This window comes from Phenylobacterium sp., assembly GCF_041916435.1.
Classification (GTDB): Bacteria; Pseudomonadota; Alphaproteobacteria; order Caulobacterales; family Caulobacteraceae; genus Phenylobacterium.
In genome coordinates this window covers 243,643-264,150 of the sequence record NZ_JAYRZM010000001.1, presented here as the reverse complement: position 1 = coordinate 264,150, position 20,508 = coordinate 243,643, and the positions used below count along the sequence as shown (strand labels likewise).

General features: G+C 71.1%; 22 protein-coding genes. 13 read left to right on the top strand and 9 right to left on the bottom strand.

The genetic code is table 11. The features are described from left to right. Positions 1 to 36 precede the first annotated feature (36 nt). Genes phnG through ACE3TA_RS01300 form a run of 8 tightly spaced genes read left to right on the top strand, consistent with a single transcriptional unit; the run spans position 37 to position 6,550 of the window. Complete coding sequence (gene phnG, locus ACE3TA_RS01335) at positions 37 to 510, top strand: phosphonate C-P lyase system protein PhnG (protein ID WP_374569893.1); 474 nt, start codon at positions 37 to 39, stop codon at positions 508 to 510. Beyond that, entirely contained in the window at positions 510 to 1,124 is a 615-nt protein-coding gene (phnH, locus tag ACE3TA_RS01330) for a phosphonate C-P lyase system protein PhnH (RefSeq protein ID WP_374569892.1), read from the top strand. The genes phnG and phnH overlap by 1 nt, the downstream gene beginning before the upstream one ends. Positions 1,125 to 1,126: 2 nt before the next feature. Further along, positions 1,127 to 2,236: a carbon-phosphorus lyase complex subunit PhnI gene (locus tag ACE3TA_RS01325; RefSeq protein WP_374569891.1), complete on the top strand. Its 1,110-nt coding sequence runs from the start codon at positions 1,127 to 1,129 to the stop codon at positions 2,234 to 2,236. Continuing rightward, positions 2,233 to 3,153 (top strand): alpha-D-ribose 1-methylphosphonate 5-phosphate C-P-lyase PhnJ, encoded by a 921-nt coding sequence (locus ACE3TA_RS01320; protein WP_374569890.1) that lies wholly within the window; start codon positions 2,233 to 2,235, stop codon positions 3,151 to 3,153. The genes ACE3TA_RS01325 and ACE3TA_RS01320 overlap by 4 nt, the downstream gene beginning before the upstream one ends. Then, positions 3,153 to 3,950, top strand: a complete 798-nt coding sequence (gene phnK / locus ACE3TA_RS01315) for a phosphonate C-P lyase system protein PhnK (RefSeq protein WP_374569889.1) — start codon at positions 3,153 to 3,155, stop codon at positions 3,948 to 3,950. The genes ACE3TA_RS01320 and phnK overlap by 1 nt, the downstream gene beginning before the upstream one ends. A gap of 7 nt (positions 3,951 to 3,957) precedes the next feature. Continuing rightward, a complete protein-coding gene (phnL, locus tag ACE3TA_RS01310; protein ID WP_374569888.1) occupies positions 3,958 to 4,668 on the top strand; it encodes a phosphonate C-P lyase system protein PhnL in 711 nt (236 codons plus the stop codon). A 2-nt stretch (positions 4,669 to 4,670) separates the two neighbouring features. Beyond that, a complete protein-coding gene (locus tag ACE3TA_RS01305) occupies positions 4,671 to 5,819 on the top strand; it encodes an alpha-D-ribose 1-methylphosphonate 5-triphosphate diphosphatase (protein WP_374569887.1) in 1,149 nt (382 codons plus the stop codon). Beyond that, positions 5,816 to 6,550 (top strand): DUF1045 domain-containing protein, encoded by a 735-nt coding sequence (locus ACE3TA_RS01300; protein ID WP_374569886.1) that lies wholly within the window; start codon positions 5,816 to 5,818, stop codon positions 6,548 to 6,550. The genes ACE3TA_RS01305 and ACE3TA_RS01300 overlap by 4 nt, the downstream gene beginning before the upstream one ends. A 6-nt stretch (positions 6,551 to 6,556) precedes the next feature. On the opposite strand, the gene phnN is transcribed toward ACE3TA_RS01300, so the two are convergent. Genes phnN through phnC form a run of 3 tightly spaced genes read right to left on the bottom strand, consistent with a single transcriptional unit; the run spans position 6,557 to position 8,611 of the window. Beyond that, on the bottom strand, positions 6,557 to 7,186 hold the full coding sequence (gene phnN, locus ACE3TA_RS01295) for a phosphonate metabolism protein/1,5-bisphosphokinase (PRPP-forming) PhnN (protein WP_374569885.1): 630 nt from the start codon (positions 7,184 to 7,186) through the stop codon (positions 6,557 to 6,559). Continuing rightward, on the bottom strand, positions 7,134 to 7,826 hold the full coding sequence (locus tag ACE3TA_RS01290) for a DapH/DapD/GlmU-related protein (RefSeq protein WP_374569884.1): 693 nt from the start codon (positions 7,824 to 7,826) through the stop codon (positions 7,134 to 7,136). The genes phnN and ACE3TA_RS01290 overlap by 53 nt, the downstream gene beginning before the upstream one ends. After that, entirely contained in the window at positions 7,826 to 8,611 is a 786-nt protein-coding gene (phnC, locus tag ACE3TA_RS01285) for a phosphonate ABC transporter ATP-binding protein (protein WP_374569883.1), read from the bottom strand. Before phnC ends, ACE3TA_RS01290 begins: the two co-directional genes overlap by 1 nt. A gap of 190 nt (positions 8,612 to 8,801) precedes the next feature. Here phnC and ACE3TA_RS01280 point away from each other — a divergent pair, with 190 nt between their 5' ends. Continuing rightward, positions 8,802 to 9,671 (top strand): carbohydrate kinase family protein, encoded by an 870-nt coding sequence (locus ACE3TA_RS01280; protein ID WP_374569882.1) that lies wholly within the window; start codon positions 8,802 to 8,804, stop codon positions 9,669 to 9,671. Here the strand turns inward: ACE3TA_RS01280 and phnE (ACE3TA_RS01275) are convergent. The 6 genes from phnE (ACE3TA_RS01275) to ACE3TA_RS01250 form a co-directional block, all read right to left on the bottom strand. Then, complete coding sequence (phnE, locus tag ACE3TA_RS01275) at positions 9,668 to 10,489, bottom strand: phosphonate ABC transporter, permease protein PhnE (RefSeq protein WP_374569881.1); 822 nt, start codon at positions 10,487 to 10,489, stop codon at positions 9,668 to 9,670. The genes ACE3TA_RS01280 and phnE (ACE3TA_RS01275) overlap by 4 nt on opposite strands. Further along, a complete protein-coding gene (gene phnE, locus ACE3TA_RS01270; RefSeq protein ID WP_374569880.1) occupies positions 10,486 to 11,376 on the bottom strand; it encodes a phosphonate ABC transporter, permease protein PhnE in 891 nt (296 codons plus the stop codon). Before phnE (ACE3TA_RS01270) ends, phnE (ACE3TA_RS01275) begins: the two co-directional genes overlap by 4 nt. A 5-nt stretch (positions 11,377 to 11,381) precedes the next feature. Further along, the gene (locus ACE3TA_RS01265; RefSeq protein WP_374569879.1) at positions 11,382 to 12,230 is read right to left on the bottom strand and encodes a phosphate/phosphite/phosphonate ABC transporter substrate-binding protein; all 849 of its coding nucleotides are present in this window, start codon (positions 12,228 to 12,230) and stop codon (positions 11,382 to 11,384) included. Continuing rightward, on the bottom strand, positions 12,227 to 13,198 hold the full coding sequence (phnD, locus tag ACE3TA_RS01260) for a phosphate/phosphite/phosphonate ABC transporter substrate-binding protein (protein WP_374569878.1): 972 nt from the start codon (positions 13,196 to 13,198) through the stop codon (positions 12,227 to 12,229). The genes ACE3TA_RS01265 and phnD overlap by 4 nt, the downstream gene beginning before the upstream one ends. Positions 13,199 to 13,366: 168 nt before the next feature. Further along, complete coding sequence (locus tag ACE3TA_RS01255) at positions 13,367 to 13,780, bottom strand: hypothetical protein (RefSeq protein WP_374569877.1); 414 nt, start codon at positions 13,778 to 13,780, stop codon at positions 13,367 to 13,369. 166 nt (positions 13,781 to 13,946) lie between these two features. Next, positions 13,947 to 14,696, bottom strand: coding sequence for a VOC family protein (locus ACE3TA_RS01250; protein ID WP_374569876.1), 750 nt, complete (start codon positions 14,694 to 14,696; stop codon positions 13,947 to 13,949). 168 nt (positions 14,697 to 14,864) lie between these two features. Between ACE3TA_RS01250 and ACE3TA_RS01245 the strand changes: the two genes are divergently transcribed. From ACE3TA_RS01245 to ACE3TA_RS01230, 4 genes are all read left to right on the top strand, one after another. Continuing rightward, positions 14,865 to 15,692 carry an enoyl-CoA hydratase gene (locus ACE3TA_RS01245; protein WP_374569875.1) on the top strand — a complete coding sequence of 276 codons (828 nt, stop codon included), beginning with the start codon at positions 14,865 to 14,867 and terminating at the stop codon, positions 15,690 to 15,692. A 155-nt stretch (positions 15,693 to 15,847) separates the two neighbouring features. Next, a complete protein-coding gene (locus tag ACE3TA_RS01240) occupies positions 15,848 to 17,629 on the top strand; it encodes an FAD-dependent oxidoreductase (RefSeq protein WP_374569874.1) in 1,782 nt (593 codons plus the stop codon). Further along, positions 17,620 to 19,446 carry a 2-oxoacid:acceptor oxidoreductase subunit alpha gene (locus ACE3TA_RS01235; RefSeq protein ID WP_374569873.1) on the top strand — a complete coding sequence of 609 codons (1,827 nt, stop codon included), beginning with the start codon at positions 17,620 to 17,622 and terminating at the stop codon, positions 19,444 to 19,446. Before ACE3TA_RS01240 ends, ACE3TA_RS01235 begins: the two co-directional genes overlap by 10 nt. Continuing rightward, positions 19,443 to 20,498, top strand: coding sequence for a 2-oxoacid:ferredoxin oxidoreductase subunit beta (locus ACE3TA_RS01230; protein WP_374569872.1), 1,056 nt, complete (start codon positions 19,443 to 19,445; stop codon positions 20,496 to 20,498). The genes ACE3TA_RS01235 and ACE3TA_RS01230 overlap by 4 nt, the downstream gene beginning before the upstream one ends. Positions 20,499 to 20,508: the final 10 nt, after the last annotated feature.

Below are 20,508 nucleotides of genomic sequence, written 5' to 3'. Positions count from 1 at the left end.
AATACAACATCTCACCAAGTTGTCGGAGGTGAAGAAATGCCGGTAGAACCGGTTGTCGACGCCAAACAGATGGACCGCCGCCGCTGGCTGTCGATCCTGGCCAAAGCGCGCGCCGAGGAGGTGTCCGCCGCCTGGGACGCCCTCGAGGAACGCCCCGCCTACAGCGCCCTGCGCGCGCCCGAACTCGGCCTGATGCTGGTGCGCGGGCGGATGGGCGGCGCGGGCGACGCCTTCAATCTGGGCGAAATGACCCTCACCCGCGCGGCCGTGCGGCTGGAAAGCGGCGAGACGGGGCTGGCCTATGTGGCCGGCCGCGACCGCCGCCACGCCGAGATCGCCGCGGCGGTGGACGCGATGATGCAGTCGCCGTCGCTGCGCGGCCGGGTGGAGGGCGCGATCGTCGCCCGCCTCGCCCGCGCCCAGGACGAGCGCCGCGCCGCCGCCGCGCGCAAGGCCGCGGCCACGCGCGTCGACTTCTTCACCATGGTCCGCACGCGAGCGCCCGCCTGATGTCCGCCGCCCTTGATCTCACCCAGGTCCGCCCGGCGTTCGCCGATCCGGTGCGCCAGTCCCAGTCCGTGTTCCGCGAAGTGATGGAATCGGTCGCCCGCCCGGGCCGCGTCGCCGACCTGGGCCTGGCCGTGGACCCGCCGCAGGGCCTGTCGCCCGCCGCCGCGGCCGTGGCCCTGACCCTCTTCGACTTCGAGACGCCCGTCTGGCTCGACCCGGCCCTGGCCGGCGGCGAGGCCGAGGCGTGGCTGCGCTTCCACTGCGGCTGCCCGCTGACCGCCGATCCGGCGCAGGCGGCGTTCGCGCTGGTGACCGACGCGGCCAACGCGCCGCCGCTGGCGGCCTTCAACCAGGGCGACGCCAAGTATCCGGACCGCTCGACCACGCTGATCCTGCAAATCGCCGCGCTTGAAGGCGGCCAGCCGGTGACGCTGAGCGGCCCCGGCGTGAAGGGCGAGATCGCCATCGCGCCCGCCGGCCTGCCGGCCGGGTTCTGGGACCAGTTCGAGACCAACTCCGTGCAATTCCAGTTCGGCGTCGACGTCCTGCTCGTGGCGGGACAGGCGCTGATCGGCCTGCCGCGCTCGCAGCGCGCCAAGATCCAGGGAGGCTGACCATGGCCTATGTGTCCGTAAAGGGCGGCGAGAAGGCGATCACCAACGCCCACGAATGGCTCGCCGAGGAACGCCGGGGCGACCCGGCGGTGAACGAACTCGAGATCGGCCAGGTGCGCGAGCAGCTCTCGCTGGCCGTCGACCGGGTGATGGCCGAGGGGTCGTGCTACGACCGCGACCTCGCCGCGCTGGCGATCAAGCAGGCGCGCGGCGACCTGCCCGAGGCGGTGTTCCTGCTGCGGGCCTATCGCACCACCCTGCCCCGCTTCGGCGCGTCCGAGCCGCTGGAGACCACGCAGATGGCCGTGCGCCGCCGCGTGTCCGCCGCGTTCAAGGACATCCCGGGCGGCCAGGTGCTGGGCCCGACGTTCGACTACACCCACCGCCTGCTCGACTTCGCCCTGGCCGCCGAGGGCGGCGCGCCGCGCCCGATCGCGCCCCAGGCCGAAGAGCCCCAGACCTATCCGATGCCGACGATCGGCTCGGTGTTCGCCCATGAGGGCCTCCTGGAGACCGACGAGCGGACCGAGGATGCGCCCGAGCCGTTCGACCTGACCCGCGAGCCGATGAGCTTCCCGGCCGGACGCGACCAGCGCCTGCAGGCCCTGGCCCGCGGCGACGAGGGCTTCCTGCTCAGCCTGGCCTACTCCTCGCAGCGCGGCTGGGGCTCCACCCACCCGCTGTGCGGCGAGATTCGCCTGGGCGAGGTGGCCGTGGAGTTCGTTCCCGAGGAGCTCGGCTTCCCCATCGAGGTGGGCGAGATCACCGTGACCGAGTGCCAGATGCTGTCGGGCTTCTCCGGCTCGGCGGACAAGGCGCCGCAATACACCCGCGGCTACGGCCTGACCTTCGGCCACTGCGAGCGCAAGGCGATGAGCGTGGCCATCGTCGACCGGGCGCTGCGCCACCGCGAGGTGGGCGAACAGGCCGACGCGCCGGTGCAGGACGAGGAGTTCGTCCTCTACCACTCCGACAACGTGGAGGCCTCCGGCTTCGTGCAGCACCTGAAGCTGCCCCACTACGTCGACTTCCAGGCCGACCTGCAGCTGATCCGCCGCCTGCGCCGCGAGCACTTCGAGCGCCGGGCCGCGATGAAGGAAGCCGCCGAATGAGCACCAGTATCCAATCGCGGCCCAACGAGGCCGAGCGCTATTACAACTACGCTTATCTGGACGAACAGACGAAGCGGATGATCCGCCGCGCGATCCTGAAGGCCCTGGCCGTGCCCGGCTATCAGGTGCCCTTCGGCTCGCGCGAGATGCCGGTGCCCTACGGCTGGGGCACCGGGGGCATCCAACTGACCGCGGCGATCATCGGGCCGCGCGACGTCTACAAGTGCATCGACCAGGGCGCGGACGACACCACCAACGCCGTCTCGATCCGCCGCTTCTTCGCCAAGGTGGCCGACGTGGAGACCACCGAGAGCACGGCCGAGGCGACGATCATCCAGACCCGCCACCGGATTCCCGAGGCGACGCTGAAGGCCGGCCAGGTGATCGTTTTCCAGGTGCCGCAGCCGGAGCCCCTGCGCGGGCTGGAGCCGCGCGAGACCGAGACGCGGGCGATGCACGCCTACGAGGAATACGGCCTGCAGTACGTCTCGCTCTACGAGAGCGTGGCCCGCTACGGCCGCATCGCCTCGACCGCCGGCTATCCGGTGATGATCGAGGAGCGCTACCTGATGTCGCCCTCGCCGATCCCGAAGTTCGACAATCCAAAGATGGAGGACAACGAGGCGATCATGCTGTTCGGCGCGGGCCGCGAGAAGCGGATCTACGCCGTGCCGCCGCACACCCGCGTGCGCAGCCTCGACTTCGAGGACTATCCCTTCGAGGTGCAGACCTGGGAGGAGAGCTGCGCGCTCTGCGGCGCCGACGACGCCTACCTCGACGAGGTCATCCTCGATGACGAGGGGGCCAAGATGTACGTCTGCTCGGACAGCAATCATTGCGCCGAGCGCCGCGCCGCCGGCCACGCCGGCCCGATGGCCGGCCACCAGCTCGACCAGACCGAAGAGGAGCCGGCGTGATGAATGCGATCCCGCGTACGATTGAGGCCGCCCCGCTGCTGAAGGTCGAGGGCCTGACCAAGTGGTACGGCCACGTGCTGGGCTGCCGCGACGTGGACTTCGAGATGCGTCCCGGCGAGGTGCTGGGCGTGGTCGGCGAGAGCGGATCGGGCAAGACCACCTTGCTCAACTGCGTGTCCGGCAAGCTCGCGCCGTCCTCCGGCTCGATCCAGTTCGAGACCAGCCGCTTCGGCCTGACCGACATCTATGCGCTCTCCGAGCCCGACCGGCGGCGGATGCAGCGCGAGGACTGGGGCTTCGTCCACCAGAACCCGCGCGACGGCCTGCGCATGCGCGCCTCGGGCGGGGCCAACGTGGCCGAGCCCCTGATGAACCTCGGCCAGCGCCACTACGGCAAGATGCGCCAGGCCACCATCGACTGGCTGGAGCGCGTCGAGCTGGACACCCGGCGCATCGACGACAAGCCGCGCAATTTCTCCGGCGGCATGCAACAGCGCATCCAGGTGGCCCGCAACCTGATCCACGGGCCCAAGCTGGTGTTCATGGACGAGCCGACCGGCGGCCTGGACGTGTCGGTGCAGGCGCGCCTCTTGGACCTCCTGCGCGAGCTGGTGCGCGACCTGCGCCTGGCGGTGATCATCGTCACCCACGACATGGCCGTGGCCCGGCTGATGGCCGACCGGCTGATGGTGATGAAGTCGGGCCACGTGGTCGAAACCGGCCTGACCGACCAGGTGCTGGACGACCCGCAGCACCCCTACACCCAGCTCCTCGTCTCCTCCGTCCTGCAGATCTGAGGCCCACATGACCGAAGCTTCCAAGCCCCTGATCATCGTCGAGGATCTGGCCAAGACCTTCGTGCTGCACAACGCCGAGAACGCGACGATCCCGGTGTTCGAGCGGCTGCGCCTGGAGGTCGCGCCGGGCGAGTGCGTGGTGCTGGCCGGCGAGAGCGGGGTCGGCAAGTCGACCCTGATGCGCTCGATCTACGGCAACTACATGCCCACGGCCGGCTCGGTGAGGGTGCTGCACGACGGCCAGTACGTGGACATCACCAACGCCAGCCCGCACGAGGTGCTGGAGGTGCGCCGCCGCACCCTGGGCTACGTCAGCCAGTTCCTGCGGGTGATCCCGCGCATCCCCACCCTGCAACTGGTCATGGAGCCGTTGCTGGAGAACGGGGTGGACGCCGAGACCGCCCGCGCCAAGGCGGTGGGGCTGCTGTCGGCCCTGCGCCTGCCCGAGGCGCACTGGGACCTGCCGCCGGCCACCTTCTCCGGCGGCGAGCAGCAGCGGGTGAACATCGCCCGCAGCTTCATCCGCGAATATCCGGTGCTGTTGCTGGACGAACCGACCGCCTCGCTCGACGCGGAGAACCGCTCGATCGTGGTCGACCTGATCAAGCAGGCGCTGGACGCCGGCGCGGCGATGATCGGCATCTTCCACGACCAGGACGTTCGCGACGCGGTGGCCACCCGGCTGTTCCCGGTGGCCGAATTCAAGGCGGCGGCGTGACCATGGCCCGGCAGGAAACCCGCATCTTCTCGGAAAACATCGTCACGCCCGGCGGCCTCGTCCGCGGCGAGGTGGTGGTGCAGGACGGCCAGGTCGCCGCCGTGGAGCCGCGCGCCGAGGCGCCGGCCGCGGCCCTGGACTGGGGCGCCGACTGGCTGATCCCCGGCCTGATCGACATCCACACCGACAACTTGGAAAAGCACTACCAGCCGCGGCCGGGCGCCCTGTGGGACGCCTACGGCGCGGCCATGGCCCACGACGGCCAGTGCGCCACGGCCGGGATCACCACGGTGTTCGACAGCCTCAGCCTGCACGGCTCCAAGGACGGGCTGAACCGCAAGGACGCGCTGGGGCCGATGATCGCGGCCATGGACGCGGCCGACGCCGACCGCGCCCTGCGCGCCGAACACCTGCTGCACCTGCGCTGCGAGGTGACCAATCCCGAGCTGCTGTCGCTCTTGGAGCCGCACGCGGACAACCCGCGCCTGAAGCTCCTGTCGGTGATGGACCACACGCCGGGCCAGCGGCAGACCGCCAACACCGAGCGCTTCCACCAGCGGATGGTGGCCGCCGGCCGCTCGCAGGACGAGATCGACGAGATGCTGGCCCGCCGCCACGCCGGCCGCGATCCCTCGGTCGCCTACTCCAACCGCCGCAGCGTGGTGGGCTTCGCGCGCGAGTACGGCCTGCCGCTCGCCGCCCACGACGACGAGAGCCTGGAGCATGTGGAGGAAGCCCACGACGACGGCTGCGTCATCGCCGAGTTCCCGGTGACCCTGAAGGCCGCCGAGGCGGCGCGGGGCTACGGCATGGCCGTGGCCATGGGCGGACCGAACTTCGTGCGCGGGGGCTCGCATTCGGGCAATCTGTCGGCGCGCGAGGCCGCCGAGGCCGGCGCTCTGGACATCATCGCCTCGGACTACGTGCCGCTCTCCATGCTGCGTTCCGCCTTCATGCTGATCGACGACCTGGGCTGGACGCCGGAACGGGCGCTCGCCACCGTGAGCGTCAACGCCGCCCGCAGCGTGGGCCTGACCGACCGCGGCGAGATCGCGCCCGGCCAACTGGCCGACATGGTGCGGGTGCGGCGCGGGGCCGCCGGCTGGCCCGCCCCGGCCGAGGTGTGGCGGCGGGGCCTGCGCGTGGCATGACGGCCAGGTACGCGATCTACTACGTCCCGCCGCGGGGAAGCGCCCTGGCGGACAAGGCGGCGGCCTGGCTGGGGCGCGACGCCTTCGCCGGCCGCGCGCTGGCGCGCCCCGCCCTGCCGGGCCTGGAGGGCTTGGACCTGGACGCCCTGACCGCCGACCCGCGCGGCTACGGCTTCCACGCCACCTTGAAGGCGCCGTTCGAACTGGCTGACGGCGCTACGGAATCGGCGCTGCTGGCGTTCGGCGAGACGTTCGCCGCCGGCCGCGCGCCGTTCACCGCAGCGATCGCGCCGGCGAGCCTGGGCCGGTTCCTGGCCTTCCGCCTGGAGGCCGCCTGCGCGGAGATGGACGCCCTGCACGGCGCCTGCGTGCGCGAGTTCGACCGCTTCCGCGCCCCGCTCAGCGACTTCGACCTCGCCCGCCGGCGCAAGGCGCCGCTGAGCCCCGAGCAGGACGAGCGGCTGCTGGCCTGGGGCTATCCCTACGTCTTCGAGGACTTCCGCTTCCACATGACGCTGACCGGCGCGATCCGCGAGCCGGAGCTGGCCGAGCGCGTGCTGGCCGCCCTGCGCGAGCACTTCGCCGACGTTTCGGGCCCGCACGCCTTCGACGGGGTGGCGGTGTTCAAGCAGGACGAGCGGAACGCGCCGTTCCACGTGCTGGAGCGGTTCGACTTTTCGGCGCAGGGCGCCGAGGTGGCAGGGGAACGCCCCGCCGCGGTCGACTCCTAGTCCCCCTCAGTCGCTTCGCGACAGCTCCCCCAGAGGGGGAGCATCTGGCTGGCCGATCGCGTTCAGGAAGGCCGCGACGCCGGCTTCGGGCGTGGCGTTGTTGCGCACCTCGACCACGTCCGGGCCCTCGACCTTGAAGGCGCCGGCGCGGGCCACGCGCTCGGCGATATCTTCGGCGCTTTCGCGGCCGCGATGGATCAGCCGCTGACGGATCACCTCGGCGTCGGCGCCGATGGAGACCACCCGCACATTGGAAAAGCGCGCGCGGGCCTCGTCCAGCACTCCGCGCGAGACGTTGGCCACCACCGTGCGGCCGGCGGCCAGATCGTCCCCGATCGCGGCCGGGATTCCGTAACCCAGGCCGTGGGCGCGCCAGGACAGCGCATAGGCGCCGGCCGCCTGGCGACGGGCGAACTCATCTTCACTGACAGGGATGTGGTTCTCGCCGCCGGCCTCGGCCGGGCGGGTGATCTCGCGGCGCGGGAAGACCACCTCGGAGCCGGCGAGCGCGGTCTTCGCGCCGTCGATCAGGGTGTCCTTGCCGACCCCGGAGGGGCCGACGACCAGGACCAGCCGGCCGGGCTCAGGCGTGCTTTTCGACGAAGGCGTCGGCGTCGAGGCGGCGGAAGTCTTCAAGGGCGTCGGCAAGGCGTTCGTGCTCCCAGTCCCACCAGGCGATCGCCAGGATGCCGTCCTGCACGGCCTTGGGGAAGCGCTCGCGGATCGGATTGGCCGGCACGCCGCCGACGATGGTGAAGGGCGGCACGTCCTTGGAGACCACAGCGCCCGCGCCGACCACCGAGCCGGTGCCGATGGCGACGCCCGGCAGCACCGTGGCGCCGTGGCCGATCCACACGTCGTGGCCGAGGGTCACGCGGTGCGAACGGCGCCAGTCGAAGAACTCGGCGTCGTCCTCCGGGCCGAGATCGTAGGAGACCGCGCGGTAGCTGAAGTGGTGCTGGGCCGCCTTCCAGGTCGGGTGGTTGCCCGGGTTGATCCGCGCGTCGCGGGCGATCGAGCAGAACTTGCCGATGTCGGCGTAGACCGCGCTGGAATCGTTGACGATGTAGCTGTAGGCGCCCATCGAGACTTCGGACAGGCTGGTGCGCGCGCCCACCCGGGTCCAGGGGCCGAGGATGCAGTCGCGCACCTGGGCCTCGGGGCTGATCACCGGGTCGGGGCCGCGGCCGCGCTCGGCGGCGGCGGGATCGGCGACGAAGCGGTCGAAATAGGCGTAGCCCGGCGCCAGCGGCCGGTCGGCGAGCAACAGGGTCATCAGGCGGCTTCCACCACGGCGAAGGCGCCGCTGCGCCGGGTCTTGGCGCCGTTGCGGCCAGCGTAGATCCGCTCGATCACCTCGGCGGTCAGGTCGGACGGCACGCCGTCGAACACCACCTTGCCCTTGGCCATGGCGATGATCCGCGTGCAGTAGCTGCGGGCGATCTCCAGGCTGTGCAGGTTGACGATCACCGGAATGCCCCGCTCGCGGCACGCGCGCTCCAGGGCGTCCATCACCACCTCGGCGTTCACCGGGTCGAGGGAGGCCACCGGCTCGTCGGCCAGGAGGATGTCGGGCTCCTGCATCATCGCGCGGGCGATGGCCACGCGCTGCTGCTGGCCGCCGGAGAGGGTGCCGGCCCGCTGCAGGGCCGCCGGCGCCATGTCCAGGGCGTCGAGCTCGAGCACCGCGCGGGCGCGCTGTTCGGCGGGGAAGAACTTGATCATCGAGGCCGGCAGCGGCTGCTCGGCCAGCACGCCGACCAGGACGTTGGTGATCACGTCGAGCCGGGGCGAAAGGTTGAACTGCTGGAAGATCATCGCGCAGCGCCGCCGCCACAGGCGCAGCGCCTTGCCCTTCAGGCGGGTGACGTCCTGGCCGTCCCAGGTGACGCGGCCGGCGCTCGGCTCGGCCAGGCGGTTGATCATGCGCAGCAAGGTCGACTTGCCGGCGCCGGAGCGGCCGATGACGCCGACCAGCTCGCCGCGCCCCACCTTGAGGGAAACGTCGTCCACAGCGAGGGTTTCGCCGTAGCGCTTTGAAACACCGTGCAATTCCAGCATGCGCGCTCCACTCGCCGCAGGCCACCGTCAGACAGAAGCTAACGCCGGGCCGTGACCCGCCCGTGACGGGATTTCGGACGGCCGCGCGCACCAGGCGGCGATTTGTGCGCTTGCACCGGTCATAGCCGCGCCATCGAGGCTTCACCGCCCGCCGCTAGGCTCGAAGGTCCTTCCGGCATGGAGACGAGCGTTGAGTGAGTTGTTGGTGATCGGAGCTTTGGCGTGGGACCGGCCGATCCGGCTGTCGGGGCCGGTGGCGCCGGGGGCGCGGCTGGTGGGCCGCACGCTGGAGGGACGCCTCGGCGGCCGGCTCGGCGGCGGCGGGGCGAATGCGGCGGTGGCCCTGGCCAAGGCCGGCCGCCAGGTGGCGCTGGCCTCGGTGATCGGCCAGGACGCGGCGGCCGACGCGGCGCTGGAGGATGTGGAGTCCGCCGGGGTCGACACGCGCCTGGTCTCGCGCCGCGACGGCGACAGCAAGACCACGCTGATCCTGATCGACCCGGCCGGCGAGCGGCTGGTGATGGGGCTGGACTGGGAGCCCAAGCCCCCGCCCCCGCTGGACCCGCCGCAGGCCTGGCCGGCCATCCGCCCCGCCGGACTGTTCGTGCGGGCCGCCTATCCCGGCGCGGAGGCCTGGACGACGACGTGCACGGGGCCGGTGGTGGCCCACTGGCCTTCGCCGAACCTGAGGGGCCGCGTGGAGGTGGTGACCGCCTCGGCCGAGGACCTGCCTCCCGAACTGGCCGCCGACCCGCTGGGCGCGGCGCGCGCCCAACTCGGCGAGGGCGTGAGCTGGGCGGTGGTGACTCGCGGCGCCGAGGGGGCCAGCGCCTTCGGCGAGGCCGGCCGCATCGACGCGCCCGCGCCGAAGGCCCGCACGGTGGACGCCACCGGCGCGGGCGACATCTTCGCGGCGGGCCTGCTGGACGCGCTCAGCCGGGGCGCGGCGATGAAGGATGCGCTGGCGCACGCCTGCGGCTGGGGCGCGACGGCGGTGGCGCTGGACTGTTCGGCGCCGCTGGGCGCCGGGCCGGACGCGTTCCGCGGCTACGGCGGCTAGGCCAGGCGCTTGCGCAGCTCGCGCGAGATGAGGTCGAGGGTGGCGACGCCGGCCATGTAGAGCAGGATGATGAAGGCGGCCTGGTCGAAGGCGAAGATGCGGATGCGCTCCTCCAGCTCGAAGCCGATCCCGCCCGCGCCGACGATGCCGAGCACGGCGGCGCTGCGGAAGTTGCCTTCCAGGAAGAACAGGCACTGGCTGGCGATCACCGGCGTCACCTGGGGCGCCAGGCTGTAGCGCATCACCGCCAGCGGCGGCGCGCCGGCCGCGCGCACGCCCTCGGCCGGCTTGGGATCGCAGTTCTCGATCGCCTCGGCGAAGAGCTTGGCCAGGTGCGGAATGTCGGCCAGCGCCAGGGCCACCACCCCGGCGAAGGGGCCGAGGCCGAACGCCGAGACCAGGATCAGCGCCCAGACCAGCGCCGGTACGCCGCGGAACAGGTCCAGGAACCGGCGGAAGACGAAATGGGCGACCGGGTTGCGCACGATCGTCTTGGCGCCGACCACGCCGAGCGGCAGGGCCGTGACCGCCGCCAGCACCGTGCCGGCGAAGGCCATGGCGAAGGTCTCGCCCAGGGCCTTGACGATGCGCACCAGCATGCCGCCGCTGGTGGGCGGGACCATGGCGCCGAGGAACAGGGCGAGCTTGTCGGTCCCCTTCATCAGCGCGCCGGGTGCGAGATCGAGGTCGCGGCCCATCTGCACCACGGCCGCCGCCGCCAGGACCAGCAGGAGCAGGCGCCAGACCCGCTTGGGCAGGCTGGGACTCAGCGCCGCCGGCGCGAGCTGGGCCGCGCGCACGCGCGTCTCCGAACTCACGCCTCGCCTCCCAGGCCGATCAGCCGGTGGCGGATGGCCTCGGAGGCCATGTCCAGCACGAAGATCATGCCGACGATCAGGAGCAGGATCGCCAGATAGGTGTCGAATTCGGTGTAGGTGATGGCCCGTTGCAGCTCCAGGCCGATGCCGCCGGCGCCGACGATGCCCAGGGCCGCAGCCCCGGCCAGGTTCCCCTCCAGGCGGATCAGCGCATAGGAGGCGTAGTTGGGCAGCACCTGGGGCACGACGCCGAAGCGGATCTTCTTCCAGAAGCCGGCGCCGGCCGCCTCCAGCGCCTCCAGCGGGCGCGGATCGATCTCCTCGTTGATCTCGGAGAACAGCTTTCCGAGGCTGCCGAGGGTGGAGAACGCCAGGGTGATCACGCCCGGCAGCGGGCCCACGCCGAAGGCCGCCACCAGGATGATGGCGACGATCAGGTCCGGCAGGGTGCGGATCGCCTCCAGGCCACGGCGCACGACGAAGCGCAGCGGGGCGAACGGCATCAGGTTGCGCGCGCACAGCACCGAGGCGCCGGCGGCCGCGACCGCGCCGATCAGGGTGGCGAGGATGGCCATCTCCACCGTCTGCCAGCCGGACTTGAGCCACAGCGGCAGGTCGTAGAACCACCAGGACAGGGAGCCGTGGGTGGCGCGGTCGGCGAACAGCACCGGCAGGCGCAGGTCGGGGATCAGGCGATCCAGGAAGTCGCCCACCCGGCCCAGCGGGTCGCCGCCCAGGTCGGCGCCGAAGAACTGGCTTCGCTGGAAAGAGACGACCAGCAGGGCCGAGAAAACCGCCAGGCCGAGGGCGGCGTGGGTGCGTTGGCGGATGAGCTCGGAACGGCGCAGGCGCTCGAACTCGACGACGGCGTGAGGCGTCTCGGACATCGGTCCTAGCGCGCCTGGGTCGTGACGATCAGGGCGTCGGCCTCGGTGGGCTCGAACTCCTCGCCGTTCGGAATGAACGAGGAGGCCCAGGCGAAGGCCTGGGGCGCTTCCAGGTGCATGGCCACATGGATGCCGATGATGCGGTAGCGCAGGGCCAGCGGCATGTCCCTGGCGACGACCAGGGCCATCTTCGCGCGGGGACGTCCGCGCCAGATTTCCTTCAGGTCGGTGCAGCGGTCCTCGCCGGGCGTGTCGCCGCGGCACAGGCGCTGCCAGGACGCCGCGTTCAGCGCCAGGGCGTCGGCCTTGCCGGCGCGCAGGTCGGCCGCCGCCGCCTCGGCGTCCTTTGCCTTGTCCTCGCGGGAGAAGAACGCCGGATCGGCGCCCTGATCGGCCAGGGCCATGCGCGGCGTCGCATAGGCCGCCTGGATCACGCCGCCGAAGGCGACCGCGCCGCCCTTCAGGTCGGCCAGGGTCTTGCGGGGCGAGTCCGCCTTGACCGCCACCACCACCGGAATGCGGTTCAGGCTTCCCTTGGGACGGACCGTGAGGATGGCCCGATCGGTCTTGGCGACCGCGGCGAAGGCCGCCGGATCCAGCGGGGCCATGTCGACCTTGCCCCCGGCCAGAGCCTTGGCGGCCGCCGCGGCGTCGGGCTCGGGGCAGGCTTGAACCTCCTGGCCCAAGCGCTTGGTCAGCAAGTCGAAATAGGCCCGTTCACCAGCCGGCGCGGACGGGCCGACGGCGTGGCAGGCGCCGGCCGGCGCGCCCAGCACCGCCAGCCGCAGGGGCTCGGCGCGGGCGAGCGCCGGCGCGAGGGCGAGGGCCGCCGCGGCGAGGAACGCGGCCCTCACGGCCGGCCTCCCTGGCCGCCGGCGCGAGCCCGGCGCTGGTCGATGTCGGCTTTGCGCAAGGCGATGATCTCGGCGTAGTGGCGATAGTCGACGGCCGTCAGCGCCGCCCCGTCCGGCTGGCCGGTGTCGCGCCACAGCTCGGGGTCGTCGTACGGCAGGGCGGCCAGGGCGCCGCGGGCCACGTCGATGAACGCCTGCGGCCGGTCGGTGCGCACGGCGATGGCCGCGTTGGGGATCGGCCCCACCGCCCAGATGATGCGGAAGTCGTCCATGTTCACCAGGCCGCGGCGGGCCATGGTGTAGGGCGCGCCGGTGGTGAAGCCGTGCACGGGATCGCCGCCGCCCATCTCCACCACGGCGGCGTCGAACTGGCCGTTCTCCAGCGCCATGACCGACTGGGTGTGCCCGCCGGCGAACGAGGTCTTGCCGAAGAAGCTGTCCGGATCAATGCCCTGCTGGCGCATCTTGGCGCGCGGGTAGAGATAGCCGGAGGTCGAGTTGAAATCGACGTAGCCGAGGCTCTTGCCCTTCAGATCCTGGATCGAATGGTAGGGGCTGTCCGCCTTCACCAAGAGGGCGGAGTAGTAGCCCATGTCGCCCTCGGCCTGGCGGATCGTCAGGATCGGCTCCACCAGCTTGCCGACCTGGGCGTAGACGTTGGCGTAGCCGCCGCCGGCGATGGTGGCGATGTCCACCTGGCCCGAGGACAGGGCCTGGATGGTGCCGTTGTAGTCGGACGACTCGAAGGTCTTCACCGGCAGCCCCGTGGCCGCCTGCAGATAGTCGCGATAGGCGCTCCAGCGGCGGGCCATCCGCGGATCGTCCTCGGAGCCGCGCACGGCCATGCGGATCTGGCTCATGCCGGCGAAGCCGGGCGCGTCAGCCCCGGCCTTGTCGCCGCAGCCGGCGAGAACGAGACTGGCCGCGACAAGGCTCGCGCCGCACCAGCCGGATATACGTTGAAACACGCCCAGACCCTCCTGGCGCGCGCTGGAACTCCTGCGCGCCGGTCGGGGTCATGTGATGCCACCTGCGTATGTCGCGGGCGTGACGCGGGACGGCCCGGCGGGGACGACCGCCTGGCGGTTTGTCGGATCAGATGCGCCGCCGGCTGCGAGCGCGAACGAGGTGCAGGCTCAGTAGCTGAACCAGCCGCCGACGACGCAGTTCGCCTTGCCGCGCCGCACGGTCACGGTGACGCGCCCGCCCGGCGGCGGCTGAAAAATGGTCTTCACCGCGCCGACCTCGACGGTCACCGCGCCCGGATTGTTGAACTGGCAGACGCGATAGACGGCCCGCGTGAAGAGCCCCTTCTCCGGCAGGGCCGCGCAGTAGACCGCGCCGAACGCCCGCTCGAACCGGGCCTGGCCGTAGCGGAAAACCTTCGGCGGCTTGCGCCCCACCGCGGCCGGCGCGGCCCTGGCGACCACCGGACAGGCCGGCCCGTCGATCGTCCAGTCGGCGCGCAGCGCCGCCTCCTCGGACCAGACGGAGTAGACGACCAGGGCGGGAACGATGCTCAGGGCGCCGAGCACGGACAGGGCGTGCAAGGCACCGGCGATCCACGGCGGCGGCGGCCGGCGGCGCATGCGCCCCTGTGCCCAGGCCAACTCCATCGCCCGCCGTCGACCTCCCGTTCGACCCAGCCTGCCGGGCAAGGTCGCAGCAAGTCGCCGCAGCGGCAACCAAAACGTGCGCCGGGGCGGTCGCTCGCCCCTAGGCCGGCACGAGCCTCACCCGCGTCCCGCAGAGGACGAGCTCTCCGTCGGCGTCCAGCAGGCCGCGCGCCTTGGCGACGGCGCGCACGGCGGCGGGGTCGCGCACGGCCACGTCGAACGCGCCCAGCCCCTCGCCCCGCCCGTCGCGGACCGGCGCGAACCGCAGCTCGCCTCCCTCCAGCGGGATGCGCCAGCCCTGCCCCGCCTTCTCGCGCGGGACGCCCAGGACCTGGCTCCAGCGGGCGGACATGCGGTCGGGGTCCTCGCCCTGCAGTTCGGCGCCGACCACGCCGGTGGAGACGTCGGTGCGCGCATTGTCGCGCCACACGGGCCCGCCCCACTCCCAGCGCTCCTTGGGGTTCATCCAGTCCACCGACAGGATCGCCCCGCCGATGTCCTTGGGATGGACGTGGCTCATGGACACCCCGTCGAAGTCGGCCTGCTCGACCACGCGCGCGCCGGCCTGCGCGACCCGCGCGCGGGCCTCGGCGATGTCGTCGACCTGCAGGATCACCATGTAGCCGCCGTCGCCGCCGCGCTTTTCCAGCAGGCGCCCGGCGGTGGTGCCCGGCTGCTTGGGGCAGACCACCTCCAGGAAGGTGTCGCCCACCGGGAAGACGGCGTTCTTCAGGCCGAACTTGCCCACGCCCGGGTCGTCGTAGGCGTAGTCGAGGCCGAGCACGGTCTTGATGTCGTCGACGGCGGCGTCGAGGTTCTGGCCCACCAGGGCGATCTGGCGCAGGCGCATGGGGTCTCCTCCCGGCTCTTGGCGGCGTTGGGGCCGAACTACAGGGCCCGCCGAGGGACCGGTCAAGCCGCGGATTTGAGTCAAACAAGCGTTTGCATCGCGCCTGGGGAGGCCTATCTATATCGCCCCGACAGAAGCCGCCGTCGACGGCGCGAGGGGGAGGAAACCATGGCTGCAAGCTCCATCGACACCGGCACGTCCGACCTTCTGGCCAGTCTGGACGGCGGCGTCCTGACGCTCACCCTCAACCGCCCCGAGGCGCGCAACGCCATGAGCGGTGAGATGAACCAAGCCCTGGCCCAGCAGCTCGCCTGGGCCGAGCTGGAGCGGTCGGTGAAGGTCGTGGTGGTCACCGGCGCCGGCAAGGGCTTCTGCGCCGGCGGCGACGTGAAGGGCATGAACGCGCGCAACGCCGGCTCGGGCCAGCCGGCCACCCTGGACGAGGCGATCCACAGCCAGCGGGTGAACCAGCGCGCCACCGCCGGCAAGCTCTTCAAGATGCCCAAGCCGACCATCGCCGCCCTGCCCGGCGCCGCGGCCGGCGCGGGCCTGTCGCTGGCGCTGGCCTGCGACCTGCGGATCATGGCCAGGACCGCGATCATGACCACCGCCTTCGCCAAGGTGGGCTTCTCCGGCGACTACGGCGGCACCTATTTCCTGACCCAGCTCGTCGGCTCGGCCAAGGCGCGCGAGCTCTACTACCTGTCCGACCGGATCACCGCGGACGAGGCGCTGGCCCTGGGCCTGACCAACTGGGTGTGCGAGCCCGAGGAGCTGGCGGCCAAGGCCGCCGAAGTCGCCACGCGCCTGGCGAACGGGCCGACCGTGGCCTACCGCTACATGAAGGAGAACCTGAACCGCGCCATGGCCGGCGAGGTGGACGACTGCCTCGACCTGGAGGCGACGCACCACGTCCACTGCGGCCAGACCGAAGATCACCGTGAGGCCGCCAAGGCCTTCGTGGAGAAGCGCGAGCCGGTGTTCCAGGGCCGTTGAAGCCGCTTGGGGATCAACTCGAGAAATGTTTTGTCTGACGGTCCGGCAAGGTCTTACCATCAACGCAAACGCTGCTTCGCGGCACGACGAACCCCCCTCTCCAAGGATTCGCCTGCGCATCCGCGTCAGAACGGCGTCGTAGGAAGGAAGCGGTTGTGCAGCGCACAAGTACCGAGGGGCCCGATTACTTTCACAAGGTCGTCGATTGCCAGTGGGCCTGCCCCGCCCACACCCCCGTGCCGGAGTACATTCGGCTGATCGCCGAGGGGCGCTATTCCGACGCCTACATGATCAACTGGAAGTCCAACGTCTTCCCGGGAATCCTGGGACGCACGTGCGACCGCCCCTGCGAGCCGGCCTGCCGGCGCGGCCGGGTGGAGGACGAGCCGGTGGCGATCTGTCGGCTCAAGCGCGTGGCGGCCGACAACAAGGACGACATCACGGCGCGCCTGCCCGCGCCCGCGGCCCAGTCCAACGGCAAGCGCGTGGCGCTGGTGGGCGCCGGCCCCGCCTCGCTGACGGTGGCCCGCGACCTGGCGCCCCTGGGCTACGAGATCACCCTGTTCGACGGCGAGGCGAAGGGCGGCGGGATGATCCGCAGCCAGATCCCGCGCTTCCGCCTGCCCGAGGAGGTGATCGACGAGGAGGTCGGCTACATCACCGGCCTCGGCATGACCCTTCGCCTGGGCGAGCGGGTGGAGAGCCTGAAGGGCCTGTTGGACGAGGGCTATGACGCGGTCTTCGTCGGCTCGGGCGCGCCGCGCGGCCGCGACCTGGACGTTCCCGGCCGCCAGGAAGCCGCCGCCAACATCCACATCGGCATCGACTGGCTGGCCAACGTCTCGTTCGGCCACATCGACAGGATCGGCCGGCGGGTGATCGTGCTGGGCGGCGGCAACACGGCCATGGACTGCTGCCGCACCTCGCGCCGGCTGGGCGGCGAGGACGTGAAGGTGATCGTCCGCTCCGGCTTCGAGGAGATGAAGGCGTCCCCCTGGGAGAAGGAGGACGCGATCCACGAGGACATTCCGATCCTCAACTATCTCGTGCCCAAGGCCTTCACCCACGAGGGCGGCAGGCTGACCGGCGTTCTCTTCGAGAAGGTGCGTCCGGAATACGACGCCAAGGGCCGGCGCAGGCTGGTCCCCACCGGCGAGCCGGACGAGCACCACGAATGCGACGACGTGCTGGTGGCGGTGGGCCAGGAGAACGCCTTCCCCTGGATCGAGCGCGACATCGGCCTGGCGTTCGACGACTGGGACATGCCGGCGGTCGACCCGGTCACCTTCCAGTCGACGGTTCCCAACGTCTTCTTCGGCGGGGACGCGGCCTTCGGGCCGAAGAACATCATCTGGGCCGTCGCCCACGGCCACGAGGCGGCGATCTCCATCGACCGGCTCTGCCAGGGCGGCGAGGTGACCGACCGGCCGGCGCCGGGCGTGACCATGGTCAGCCAGAAGATGGGCATCCACGAGTGGAGCTACGACAACGACGTGGCCAACGACCACCGCTTCAAGGTGCCGTTGCGCGACAAGGCCGAGGCGCTGTCGGACGTGCGCCTGGAGGTCGAACTCGGGTTCGACCAGGCGCTGGCCTACAAGGAGGCCGAGCGCTGCCTGAACTGCGACGTGCAGACCGTGTTCGCCGCGCCGGCCTGCATCGAGTGCGACGCCTGCGTCGACATCTGCCCGATGGACTGCATCACCTTCACCGAGAACGGCGATGAGGACGACCTGCGCGGCCGGCTGAAGGCGCCGGCGGCCAACGCCGAGCAGGCGCTCTACGTCTCCGAAGGCTTGCCCACCGGGCGGGTGATGGTGAAGGACGAGGACGTCTGCCTGCACTGCGGCCTGTGCGCCGAGCGCTGCCCCACAGGGGCCTGGGACATGCAGAAGTTCCTCCTGGAAATGACCCACGCGGGGACGTCATGCCGCTAGAGTCCGTCAACGATTTCGTCGTCAAGTTCGCCAACGTCAACGGCTCGGGTTCGGCCAGCGCCAACGGCATGTTCGCCAAGGCCATCCTGCGCATGGGCGTGCCGGTGGCCGCGCGCAACATCTTCCCCTCGAACATCCAGGGCCTGCCCACCTGGTACGAGGTCCGCGTCACCGAGGCCGGGCACCTCGGCCGGCGCGGCGGGGTGGACCTGATGGTGGCCATGAACCCGCAGACCTGGGACCAGGACGTGGCCTCCATCGAGCCGGGCGGCTACCTATTCTACGACTCCACCAAGCCCCTGCCCGCCTCGAAGTTCCGCGACGACATCACCGTGGTCGGCGTGCCGCTGACGGCGATGTGCAACACCGCCTACCAGGTTCCGCGCGAACGGCAGCTCTTCAAGAACATCATCTACGTGGGCGCGCTCGCCGCCCTGCTCGGCATCGAGACCGAGGTGTTCGAGCAGCTCTTCGCCGAGCAGTTCGCCGGCAAGGAACGGCTGATCAAGGCCAATGCGGCGGCCCTGCACATGGGCCGCGACTACGTCGCCCAGAACCTGGCGCCGATCGGCCTGAAGGTGCGCCGCGCCGACCAGGTGGGCGAGCGGATCTACGTGGAGGGCAACGCCGCCGCCGCGCTCGGCGCGATCTATGGCGGGGCCACGGTCTGCGCCTGGTATCCGATCACGCCGTCCACCTCCCTGGCCGAGGCCTTCACCGGCTACTGCCAGGAGCTGCGCATCGACCCGGACACCGGCAAGGCGCGCTACGCCATCGTCCAGGCCGAGGACGAGATCGCCTCGATCGGCGTGGTGGTGGGCGCCGGATGGAACGGGGCCCGGGCCTTCACCACCACCTCCGGGCCGGGCGTGTCGCTGATGACCGAGTTCATCGGCCTCAGCTATTTCGCCGAGATCCCGGCGGTGATCTTCGACGTGCAGCGCGGCGGCCCGTCGACCGGCATGCCCACCCGCACGCAGCAGGCCGACCTGCTGGCCGCCGCCTACGCCGGGCACGGCGACACCAAGCACGTGCTGCTGCTGCCGGCCGATCCGGGCGAGTGCTTCGAGATGGGGGCCCTGGCCTTCGACCTGTCTGACCGGCTGCAGACCCTGATCTTCGTCATGCTGGACCTGGACATCGGCATGAACGAGTGGCTGGTCGAGCCGTTCGCCTGGGACGACGCGCGCAAGCTCGACCGCGGCAAGGTGATGACCTACGAGGACTTGGAGTCCGGGCGCGACTTCGGCCGCTATCTGGAGGTCGACGGCGACGGCATCCCCTACCGCACCTATCCGGGCACGCACCCCACCCGCGGCGGCTATTTCACCCGCGGCACCTCGCGCAATCCCTACGCCCGCTACAGCGAGGAAGGCCCCGTCTACGTGGGCAACATGGAGCGGCTGCTGCGCAAGTTCGACACGGCCAAGGGACTGGTTCCCGCCCCGGTGCTGCGCCGGGCCGCACGCTCGACCACTGACGGGCTGATCTACTTCGGCTCCTCCACGCCGGCGGTGCACGAGGCGCTGGAGACGCTGGAGGAGCGCGGCCTTGCGATGGACGCCCTGCGCGTGCGGGGCTTCCCGTTCAGCGACGAGGTGTTCGACTTCATCGCCGCCCACGATCGGGTGTTCGTGGTCGAGCAGAACCGCGACGGCCAGCTTCGCAGCCTGCTGATCAACGAGGGCGACGTGGACCCCAACCGCCTGACCGCCGTCCTTCACTATGACGGCACGCCGATCACCGCCCGCTTCATCGTCGATGCGGTGCAGCGCCGGATGAGCGATCGCCGGCCCATGCCGGAGGCCGCCGAATGACCTACATCGCCAAGCCCCGCCTGCATCACCCGCAGCTCAAGCCCAATTCGCTGGGCTACACCCGGCGCGACTACGAGGGCTCGGTCTCCACCCTCTGCGCCGGTTGCGGCCACGACTCGATCTCGGCGGCGATCATCCAGGCCTGCTACGAGCTGGACCTGCCGCCGCACCGGCTGGCCAAGCTTTCCGGCATCGGCTGCTCGTCGAAGACGCCGGACTATTTCCTGGGCAATTCGCACGGCTTCAACACCGTGCACGGGCGCATGCCCTCGGTGCTGACCGGCGCCAACCTCGCCAACCGCGACCTGATCTACCTGGGCGTCTCCGGCGACGGGGACTCCGCCTCCATCGGCCTGGGCCAGTTCGCCCATTCGATCCGCCGCGGCGTGAACATGCTCTACATCGTCGAGAACAACGGCGTGTACGGCCTGACCAAGGGCCAGTTCTCGGCCACCTCCGACAAGGGCTCGAAGTCGAAGAAGGGCGTGGTCAACCACGACGCCGGCATCGACATGGTCAATCTGGCCCTGCAGATGGGCGCGACCTTCGTGGCCCGCGCCTTTTCCGGCGACAAGGCCCAGCTCGTGCCGCTGATCAAGGCGGGGCTGAGCCACCGCGGGGCGGCCTTCATCGACTGCGTCAGCCCCTGCGTGCAGTTCAACAACCACCCCGGCTCGACCAAGTCCTACGACTATGTGCGCGAGCACAACGAGGCGGTGAACCGGCTGGACGTGGTCCTGCCGCGCGCGCCGATCACCGTGGACTACGCGCCGGGCCAGACCGTGCAGGTCGCCCAGCACGACGGCTCGATCCTGCACCTGCACAAGCTGGCCGAGCACTACGACCCGTCCGACCGGGTGGGCGCGATGGCCTATCTGCAGTCGCGCCAGGCCCTGGGCGAGATCGTCACGGGCCTCTTGTTCGTCGATCCGGAGGCGCGCGACCTGCACGAGAACCTCGGCACGGTGGACGTTCCGCTCAACAGCCTGAACGAGGCCGAGCTGTCCCCCGGCGCGGCGGCGCTGGACCGCATCAACGCCGCCCTGCGTTAGGCGACGCCTG

Excerpts from the sequence above, each read along its gene's own strand:
- phnG (WP_374569893.1), top strand. The coding sequence starts at position 37 with ATGCCGGTAGAACCGGTTGTCGACGCCAAACAGATGGACCGCCGCCGC.
- phnH (WP_374569892.1), top strand. The coding sequence starts at position 510 with ATGTCCGCCGCCCTTGATCTCACCCAGGTCCGCCCGGCGTTCGCCGAT.
- ACE3TA_RS01325 (WP_374569891.1), top strand. The coding sequence starts at position 1,127 with ATGGCCTATGTGTCCGTAAAGGGCGGCGAGAAGGCGATCACCAACGCC.
- ACE3TA_RS01320 (WP_374569890.1), top strand. The coding sequence starts at position 2,233 with ATGAGCACCAGTATCCAATCGCGGCCCAACGAGGCCGAGCGCTATTAC.
- phnK (WP_374569889.1), top strand. The coding sequence starts at position 3,153 with ATGAATGCGATCCCGCGTACGATTGAGGCCGCCCCGCTGCTGAAGGTC.
- phnL (WP_374569888.1), top strand. The coding sequence starts at position 3,958 with ATGACCGAAGCTTCCAAGCCCCTGATCATCGTCGAGGATCTGGCCAAG.
- ACE3TA_RS01305 (WP_374569887.1), top strand. The coding sequence starts at position 4,671 with ATGGCCCGGCAGGAAACCCGCATCTTCTCGGAAAACATCGTCACGCCC.
- ACE3TA_RS01300 (WP_374569886.1), top strand. The coding sequence starts at position 5,816 with ATGACGGCCAGGTACGCGATCTACTACGTCCCGCCGCGGGGAAGCGCC.
- ACE3TA_RS01290 (WP_374569884.1), bottom strand. The coding sequence starts at position 7,826 with ATGACCCTGTTGCTCGCCGACCGGCCGCTGGCGCCGGGCTACGCCTAT.
- phnC (WP_374569883.1), bottom strand. The coding sequence starts at position 8,611 with ATGCTGGAATTGCACGGTGTTTCAAAGCGCTACGGCGAAACCCTCGCT.
- phnE (WP_374569880.1), bottom strand. The coding sequence starts at position 11,376 with ATGTCCGAGACGCCTCACGCCGTCGTCGAGTTCGAGCGCCTGCGCCGT.
- ACE3TA_RS01250 (WP_374569876.1), bottom strand. The coding sequence starts at position 14,696 with ATGCGCCTGCGCCAGATCGCCCTGGTGGGCCAGAACCTCGACGCCGCC.
- ACE3TA_RS01245 (WP_374569875.1), top strand. The coding sequence starts at position 14,865 with ATGGCTGCAAGCTCCATCGACACCGGCACGTCCGACCTTCTGGCCAGT.
- ACE3TA_RS01235 (WP_374569873.1), top strand. The coding sequence starts at position 17,620 with ATGCCGCTAGAGTCCGTCAACGATTTCGTCGTCAAGTTCGCCAACGTC.
- ACE3TA_RS01230 (WP_374569872.1), top strand. The coding sequence starts at position 19,443 with ATGACCTACATCGCCAAGCCCCGCCTGCATCACCCGCAGCTCAAGCCC.